The organism is Streptomyces sp. NPDC097129 (genome assembly GCF_055668065.1).
Window position 1 is genome coordinate 23306 of the sequence record NZ_JBVOQE010000026.1, and the last position, 7697, is coordinate 31002.

A 7697-nucleotide genomic window follows, 5' to 3' on the forward strand; every position below is an offset into this window, starting at 1 on the left:
CACGCAGGGTTCCGACCCGGGGTGGAGACAAGTGCACCCCCGAACCGGGCGGGAGCGTCATGGCGCGGGGATGGCCTGCGGCTTTACCGTTTGACGCATGCAACTCACGACGTGGCTGCAGCTGGTGCTGGGCCGGCCGTTCCGCAGGGCGGGACACCGGACCGTGCTCGTCGCCGCCGGCCTGCCGCTCCACCTCGCCGTGGTGCCACTGTGGCTCTGGCTGCTCGGCACGATGGCGGCGTTGGTGCCGGCCGTGACTCCGCTGCCCGTGCTGCTCACGCTCGTGGTGACACCCCTGCTGACCGTCGGGCAGCGGCGGCGCTACCGGGCGCTCGTCGGCAAGGACCTCCCGCGCCCCGCCGTACCCGTGCCGGGACGCAACTGGAAGTCGGCGGTGCGCCGGCTGACCGGCCGGGCCTTGTGGCGGCAGGTCTGCTACCACGCCGTGGCGGGTCCGCTGCTCGCCGTCCTGGACCTCGCCGTCCTCGCCGTCTGGGCCGCGGCTCTCGTGGCCGCCTCCCTCTACGTGTGGATCTGGGCGCTGCCCCCGCAGTGGCGGGTCACCGACCTCGGGTACACCACGCAGGCCGCGTACATCACCGCCGGCGGCCTCGCCCTGCTGTTCCTCGGGCCCCGGCTGACCGGCGCTCTGGTGCGGCTGGAGACCCGGGCGGCCGAGGTCCTGCTCGGCCCCAGCCGCACGGAGAAGCTGGCCCGCCGGGTCGCCGACCTCGCCGAGAGCCGGGCCGGCGTGCTCGACGCCGCCGACGCCGAGCGGCGGCGGATCGAGCGCGACCTGCACGACGGCGCACAGCAGCGCCTCGTCTCACTCGCCGTCAACCTGGGCCTGGCCAGGTCCACCCTCGGCGACCTGCCGGAGGACGCCCGCAAGGTGATCGACGAGGCGCACCGCGAAGCGAAGGAGGCGATCGCCGAGCTGAACAACCTGGTGCGCGGCCTGCATCCGGCCGTCCTTGAGGACCGCGGCCTCGACGCCGCGCTGTCCGGGGTCGCCGCCCGCCTCCCGATCCCGGTGCGCGTGGCGGTGGACCTGCCGCAGCGCCCCTCACCCACGGTCGAGGCCGTCGCGTACTTCGTGGTCTCCGAAGCCCTGACGAACGTGGTCAAACACGCCCAGGCGACCCGGGCGGACGTGACCGTGGAGCGGATCGGGGAGACACTGCTGGTGGTCGTCGCGGACGACGGAGCGGGCGGCGCGGATCTCGCGGCGGCCGGCGGCACCGGGCTCGCCGGGCTCGCCAAGCGCGTCGCGTCCGTCGACGGCACGTTCTCCTGCCTCAGCCCCGCCGGGGGCCCGACCGTCATCACCGTGGAGCTGCCGTGCGCGCCGTGATCGCCGAGGATTCCCTCTTGCTGCGCATCGGCGTGGTCAAGGTGCTGGAGGCGGCCGGCTTCGAGATGTGCGCGCAAGTCGCCGACGCAGAAGGGCTGCTGGCAGCCGTCGAGGAGCACCGGCCCGACATCGCCGTGGTCGACGTGCGCATGCCGCCCGGCTACACCGACGAGGGAGTACGCGCCGCGCTGGTGATCCGCCGCCAGTACCCGCGTACCGCCGTGCTCCTGCTGTCGCAGTACGTGGAGGAGCGGTACGCCGCCGATCTGCTCGCCGCCAACACCTCGGGCGTCGGCTATCTGCTCAAGCAACGCGTCGCCGACGTCGAGGAGTTCGCCGAGGCGGTACGCCGGGTGGCGGCCGGCGGCACCGCGCTCGACCCGCAGGTCGTCGCGCAACTGCTGGTGCGCCGGCACAGCGATCCACTCGACCGGCTGACACCACGCGAGCGAGAGGTGCTGGAGCTGATGGCGGGCGGCCGGTCCAACTCGGGCATCGCCGCCGAGCTGGTCGTGAGCGAGAGCGCGGTCGCCAAGCACATCAACAGCATCTTCACCAAGCTCGACCTGCCCAAAGCCGACGCCGACCACCGCCGCGTCCTGGCGGTGCTGCGCTTCCTGGGCGTTGCGACCGCATAGCGCGCGATCACGCCCGCATGCCCAGTCGACCACGGTGCAGAGCAGCACTTAGAGGGGAATGCGACGCCTTCGGACAGGTGCTCTCCACCAGGCTTTGCCGCGCTGGGGGCCGAAGGCGGTGGCCGTCGTGCGCAGGGCCATGGCATGGGTGGGGCTGGTCATCACTGGTGTCCTCGCAGTCTTCGGGGTTGGGCGCGGTGGCTCGGGCTGGTCGGTCGGCTGTTGTCCGGAGCGGACGTGATGTCAGGGCGGTCGTCGCGTCAGCGCCTTCGTCCCGGGTTCGGCGGCGCCGGTGCGTGGGAGTCGGCCGGAGCCGGGGAGGACTGGCCGGGAGCGGCCGAGGCCGCCTGCGGACTGCGCTTTCGGGCGGCGAGAACGCGCTGCTCGGTGTGGGAGGGGTGGACGTTCTCGGCAGGCTGGGGGACGCAGCGCACGCTCGAGGTCGTCCTGGTGGAGCCCGAGGTGGTGATGGAGGTAGCCGTCGACGTCACCCGGGACAGTGCTGGACGGTTCAGGCACCCGGCCCGGGCCATCCGTATCCGCGCCATCCGTATCCGCACGGACGTCGATGTAGCGCAGGTACCGCTGTTCGGCAAGGACCTGCCTCGCCATGAGCCCTACGCCGTGGTCGGCTTCGTGGTCGGGCCGACCACGGCGGGAAGCTCCTGACGCAGGTCGAGGTAGCAGCGCAGCCGTACGCCCGGCTCGCCGGGTGTCCTGGTTGTCCGGTCATCTGTCGCCGTCGCCCAGCGAGCGCCTCTTGGAGAGCGAAAGCGGTGGCGTCGTCCGCGGCCGCGACGTCTACGACGACGAGCCCTGGTTCCGCGATGTGTTCGTCCCTGATCGGCTTCATGCTCTGGTCGACGTCCATGGGTGACGCCCGGTTCAGCCGGTGCTGGGATGTTCACCCGGCTGAGGGATCTGGGCGGCCGGGCCCGTCGCGCGTCAGCTGCGGAAGCGGGAGAGCCAGGTGCCGCCGGCCTCCTGCTCGGGCACGGCCTGGTCCTGTTCCTGGTGCCCGTGCTCGGCTTGGCGTTCGGCGGTGATGGCGCGCTGCTTGCAGTCGTCGCACAGGTGCGGGTGGGTCTCGCGTGGGGCGTCCCACCCGGCGCGCTCGATGGCCTTCCACCGTTCGTCGCTGAACCGGCTGCCGCAGCCGGCGCACACGGGACGGCCGGCTTCCCGCTCGGCCTTCTGCTGTGCGGCGATGCGGCGCAGATGCTCCTTGTACTCCCCCTCTCGGGCGGCGTACTCGGCCTGCTGGCGGGCGTCGTGGGCTTCGCGGCGCGGGTTGCCGATCGCCTCGAGGAGCGTCTGGTTGTGCGGCCGGCTGAAGCGCCGGAAGATCGCCCCGGCCGGGCCGTGCTCCTTCAGCTGGTTCATGCCGGTGACGACGATGGGCAGCTTGCCGTCGTACATGGGGAAGCCGGGGTGGGCGGTGCCCTGCCAGTGCCGCTGGGTGAGCTCGGCCAGCTGCGCGATGACGGTGTTGGGGTTGCGCGGGCCGACGCGGTTCAAGACGAGCAGCAGCGGCTGGTGCGGCTGATCGCCGTGCCGGCCGTCGGGCACCCACCATCGGGTGCGCCACATCGGCCGCTCCTCGCCGTCGACGTCCTTCACCTTCCGCTGGCAGAACCACATGTACTTGTCGATCTTCGCGGCGAGGACCTGCGCGGACTCGAAGCAGTTGTCGATCTCCACGAACACACGGACAGCAGCGGCACCCCGGCCTTGGGCGCGGTGATGACGATGTCCGCCTGGGCGCCGCCCTTGCCGGGGTTGGACCAGGTGCCCGTCGCGGGCAGCGCCACCTCGGTCGCGTAGGAGGCGATGGTGCCCAGCCCGTCCGGCGCGTCGACGGCGGCCTGCGCGGCGGCGAAGACGTCGGCCGGCTCGCCCTGCTGGCGCACGCGGTGCACCCCGCACCCGGTGCCACCGGTAGCACCACGGTGGGAGTGGATGCCATCGGTGCGGCCGGCGGCGCGGGAGTGGTGTGCATCGGGTGGAACCAGTGCGGTGGAGACGGCGAGTGGGGGCGGCGTGTTTCCCCTTGACACGGGCCGTGGTCAAGGGGAAACACGGCGGAAGGATGCACGGCATGGGATGCACTCAGTGGCCGACCCTCCGGCCGCGGTGCGATCCGGCCTCCTGCGGGGGGTGCGCTTGTTGGTCGTCCTCGCGCACCGTGTGCGCCCTCTCGGCATCGTCGCGGCGCGCGTAGGGCGTGGCGCGGGGCCCGGTCGGCCGCTGCGGTGAAGGCGTCCCAGAGGTGGCGCAGCCGCTCGGCTGTGAGATCGAGGACTTCCACGTCGGTGCGGGACTCCCGCAGGGCCCGCAGCGCCGTCAGGTCGACCGCCTCCTGGCGGCCGGGCTCCTGCTCCTGGTCGTCGTGCTCGGGTCGGCCGCCTCGGGAGCGAGCAGTCAATAGACCGGGAGCACCGGTTCTGCGATTGAGGTGAACCGGAGGGTGTGATGCCGCCGACCGTCGCCGATTGCGGTCCCCACGGCGACGGCCGGCCCGGTCGCCACGGTGGGCCGGTCGTGCATCGGTTGGCGTGGGTACGGCGCGTTTCGGACCGGGGCAGCGAGTGGTAGAGGTCTATGCGGCTCGGCTGGCGAGCGCTGTGTGCTCTTGGCTGGTTCCGCAGCCAGGGCTTGGCTTGCGGTCCTGGTCGCGAAGAGGCCGCGCCGTGCTCATGCTGTGTCTGCTGGGGCTCAAACTGTCCGGCGCATCGGGCCAGCGCCGGGCGTAAGTGCAGTGTCATCGACGGGCTGGCGGCACGCGCGGCTGCGGATCTAGGTTGAGGTGTGATGTCGGCTCGATACTGGCGCGGCGCCAGGGGGCGGCGGCCGGCGGCCGCCGAGGGACAGACTCGGCCGCCTGGCCCGGGCGGTGGGTTGCTGGTGGCGTCGTCCGCGGGGCGGTGGGTGTTGGCGGCAACGGTGCTGGGTTCAGGGATGGCGCAGCTGGACGCCACCGTGGTGAACGTGGCGTTGCCGTCGATCGGGCGGAGCCTGCACGCCGGGGTGGGGCCGCTGCAGTTGGTGGTGACCGGGTACTCGGTGACGCTGGCCGCGCTGATCCTGCTGGCCGGCACGCTGGGTGACCGGCTGGGACGGCGGCGGGTGTTCGTGGCCGGGGTGGTGTGGTTCGCTGTGGCGTCGCTGCTGTGCGCGCTGGCCCCGACGGCGGGGGTGCTGGTCGGGGCGCGGGCGCTGCAGGGTATCGGGGGCGCGTTGCTCACGCCGGGCAGTCTGGCGATCATCGAGGCGAGCTTCGATCCCGCGGAGCGGGGCCGGGCGATCGGGGCCTGGTCCGCCCTCGGGGGTGTGGCCGCAGCGGTCGGCCCGCTGATCGGCGGGTACCTGGTGCAGACGGTCTCCTGGCGGGCGATCTTCTTGCTCAACCTGCCGCTGGGCGTGCTGGTGTGGTGGCTGGCGGTGCGGCACGTGCCGGAAAGCCGGGACGAGACGGTCACGGGCCGGCTCGACTACCCCGGCGCGATCCTGGCCACCGCCGGGCTTGCCGGGGCGACGTATGCGATGGTCGACGGGCCGGCCCGCGGACTGGGCTCGCCGCTGGTGGCGGCCGCGGCGCTGGTCGGCATCGTGGGGCTGGGTGGATTCGTGCTGGTCGAGCGTCGCAGCGCCCACCCGATGCTGCCGCTGGATATCTTCGCCGCGAGGCAGTTCACCGCTGCCAACCTGGTCACCTTCGTCGTCTACGCCGCGCTGGGCGGGGTGTTCTTCCTGCTCGTGGTGGTGCTGCAGGTCGCGCTGGGCTACTCACCGGTCCAGGCCGGCGCCGCGTTGCTTCCGGTGACCGCGCTGATGCTGGCGCTGTCCTCGCGCGCCGGCGCGCTCGCGCAGCGGATCGGGCCGCGGATCCCGCTCACCGTCGGGCCGCTGCTGATCGCGGCCGGGATGCTGCTGATGACTCGCATCGGGCCCGGTGCCGGCTACCCGTCGGCCGTGCTGCCCGCGGTGGTGGTGTTCGGCCTCGGCCTGGCGGCCACCGTCGCCCCGGTGACTGCCACGGTTCTCGCTGCCGCCGACTCACGGCGCGCCGGCACCGCCTCCGGGGTGAACAACGCGGTGGCCCGTACCGCCGGGCTGCTCGCCGTCGCCCTGCTCCCGCCGATCGCCGGGCTCACCGGTGACACGTTCACCCAGCCCCAAGCGCTGGCCACCGGCTTCCACACGGCGATGCTGGTCACCGCCGCCCTCGCCGCCACAGGGGGTCTCCTCGCCTGGTTCACCATCTCCAACGAGGTGCTGACCGGCACACCACCCCGCGATCATCCCCCGTCCTGCTCCCTCGCCGGCCCGCCGGCATACCCGCGGCGACCGTCGCGCTGACTCGGTCAGCGCGCGGCCGGCGGGCCAGCCGAAAACCAGTGGGGAGGGCACGGCTCGCCCGGCCCGCTGCCGCGGCGATGACCAGCTTCACGAGGATGCCGGAGGCGATGAGGTGCCTCGAGGGCGCGTCGCGACAGCGTTGGGTCATCGACCAGCGGATCGCTCATTCTTGGTGAAGTTGTGGGCTACACGCACGAGCCCGCGAGACGGGCTTCGACGAGACACTCATCGACCTGGCGTGACAGCCACCCCAGCGATCGCGTTCGTCGCGCAGTCGGTGAACCAGGTGATCCACGGCCCGCGGGCCCTGCCACCGACATCGACCAGCACCGGGGCCTGTATGTGGTCGGTCTCCCACACCTGATTACGCCAGGGACGCGGCCGGCCAGGAACACATCATGCCTGCGTGCCGCCCGCTCCCCGCCCGCGAGCCCAGCCCGCTCCCCCGGAGTCAGACCACGACGGATCGCCCGATGCAGCGTAGGAATCGACGGCGGGGACTCACCCTCACCCCTGGCCGCACGGGCGGCCAGCTCACGGTGGACGGCAGCGACGTTCCCCCTCCACAGCCCCAGCAGAGCACGGATCTGCTGGGTAACCGTGAACCTCCCGTGACTGCGGGCCCGCTCCCCCGGCGTCACCATCGCGGACTCATCCCGCTCCGCCGCGGCCAGCCACCGCCACACCGCACGCTCCCGCAACCCCGAGCACGTCCGCCGCCGACCTCACCTGCCCAGTGGTGAGCTTCCCCTCCCGCCGCAGGGCCAGCTGACGGCGCACCGCCAGTCCACCGCAACGCCCCGAACCGACACAGCCGGCAAAGCCCCACTCGCATCACCACCCACCCCTTCCGAGGCCGGGCCCTGCTCTCCGTGATCCACCCCCTGAGCACACCAACACCCATCGGCCAGCGGATCAGGACTCACAAATCTGAGACAGCATCACCCCTCAAGAGATAACGCCCCAGGACAGCGCAGCTCCACCCAATCCCTCACGCCCACGACAGCGACCCAACACCCACAAACAGCCCCTGACCAGCATCAACATGTCAAGGACCTACTGTCGCTCACACCACTGCCACCAAAACGAGAGATCGCCCTCGAATGGGCCCGCGAGGGACAAGAAATGGGATAAGTCCGATCTCGGTGGATGCATCGCGCCTGCACCGCCACGGCCGGCTGCGCCAGAGCGCTGGGATGCCGCGCGAGTCCATTCGCGGAGCACCCCAGCGCCCGCGGGAGGACTGCTTGGCGCCTTAGACGTCATCTCATTTGGCTGAGTAGGCTGCCGGTTGTGGTGGGGATCGTTGAACGGCTGGTGCCGGACGAGTTGTGGGAACTGTTCCA

The 7697-nt window shown here is 72.0% G+C and carries 8 protein-coding genes and 1 pseudogene; 6 read left to right on the forward strand and 3 right to left on the reverse strand.

What is annotated here, in order from left to right; genetic code table 11:
* Positions 1-97: 97 nt before the first annotated feature.
* The 3 genes from AC0B9F_RS37250 (at position 98) to AC0B9F_RS37260 (ending at position 2661) form a co-directional block, all read left to right on the forward strand.
* Positions 98-1354 (forward strand): sensor histidine kinase, encoded by a 1257-nt coding sequence (locus tag AC0B9F_RS37250; protein WP_472010181.1) that lies wholly within the window; start codon positions 98-100, stop codon positions 1352-1354.
* Entirely contained in the window at positions 1342-1992 is a 651-nt protein-coding gene (locus AC0B9F_RS37255; protein ID WP_472010183.1) for a response regulator transcription factor, read from the forward strand. The genes AC0B9F_RS37250 and AC0B9F_RS37255 overlap by 13 nt, the downstream gene beginning before the upstream one ends.
* Before the next feature lie 240 nt (positions 1993-2232).
* Positions 2233-2661, forward strand: coding sequence for a hypothetical protein (locus AC0B9F_RS37260; RefSeq protein WP_472010185.1), 429 nt, complete (start codon positions 2233-2235; stop codon positions 2659-2661).
* Here the strand turns inward: AC0B9F_RS37260 and AC0B9F_RS37265 are convergent.
* From AC0B9F_RS37265 to AC0B9F_RS37275, 3 genes and pseudogenes are all read right to left on the reverse strand, one after another.
* Positions 2610-2863 (reverse strand): annotated as a pseudogene (locus tag AC0B9F_RS37265) (DUF6207 family protein). The gene AC0B9F_RS37260 and the pseudogene AC0B9F_RS37265 sit on opposite strands and share 52 nt — an antisense overlap.
* A gap of 74 nt (positions 2864-2937) precedes the next feature.
* On the reverse strand, positions 2938-3693 hold the full coding sequence (locus tag AC0B9F_RS37270) for a hypothetical protein (protein WP_472010187.1): 756 nt from the start codon (positions 3691-3693) through the stop codon (positions 2938-2940).
* Complete coding sequence (locus tag AC0B9F_RS37275) at positions 3609-3902, reverse strand: hypothetical protein (RefSeq protein ID WP_472010189.1); 294 nt, start codon at positions 3900-3902, stop codon at positions 3609-3611. Before AC0B9F_RS37275 ends, AC0B9F_RS37270 begins: the two co-directional genes overlap by 85 nt.
* Before the next feature lie 359 nt (positions 3903-4261).
* Here AC0B9F_RS37275 and AC0B9F_RS37280 point away from each other — a divergent pair, with 359 nt between their 5' ends.
* From AC0B9F_RS37280 to AC0B9F_RS37290, 3 genes are all read left to right on the forward strand, one after another.
* Positions 4262-4420 carry a hypothetical protein gene (locus AC0B9F_RS37280; RefSeq protein ID WP_472010191.1) on the forward strand — a complete coding sequence of 53 codons (159 nt, stop codon included), beginning with the start codon at positions 4262-4264 and terminating at the stop codon, positions 4418-4420.
* Positions 4421-4950: 530 nt separating this feature from the next.
* On the forward strand, positions 4951-6351 hold the full coding sequence (locus AC0B9F_RS37285) for an MFS transporter (RefSeq protein ID WP_472010193.1): 1401 nt from the start codon (positions 4951-4953) through the stop codon (positions 6349-6351).
* Between the two features lie 238 nt (positions 6352-6589).
* Positions 6590-6715, forward strand: coding sequence for a hypothetical protein (locus AC0B9F_RS37290; protein ID WP_472010195.1), 126 nt, complete (start codon positions 6590-6592; stop codon positions 6713-6715).
* Positions 6716-7697 lie beyond the last annotated feature (982 nt).

What these genes read in the sequence shown, in the direction of transcription:
- AC0B9F_RS37250 (WP_472010181.1), top strand. Translation starts at nt 98, where the DNA reads ATGCAACTCACGACGTGGCTGCAGCTGGTGCTGGGCCGGCCGTTCCGC.
- AC0B9F_RS37260 (WP_472010185.1), top strand. Translation starts at nt 2,233, where the DNA reads ATGTCAGGGCGGTCGTCGCGTCAGCGCCTTCGTCCCGGGTTCGGCGGC.
- AC0B9F_RS37285 (WP_472010193.1), top strand. Translation starts at nt 4,951, where the DNA reads ATGGCGCAGCTGGACGCCACCGTGGTGAACGTGGCGTTGCCGTCGATC.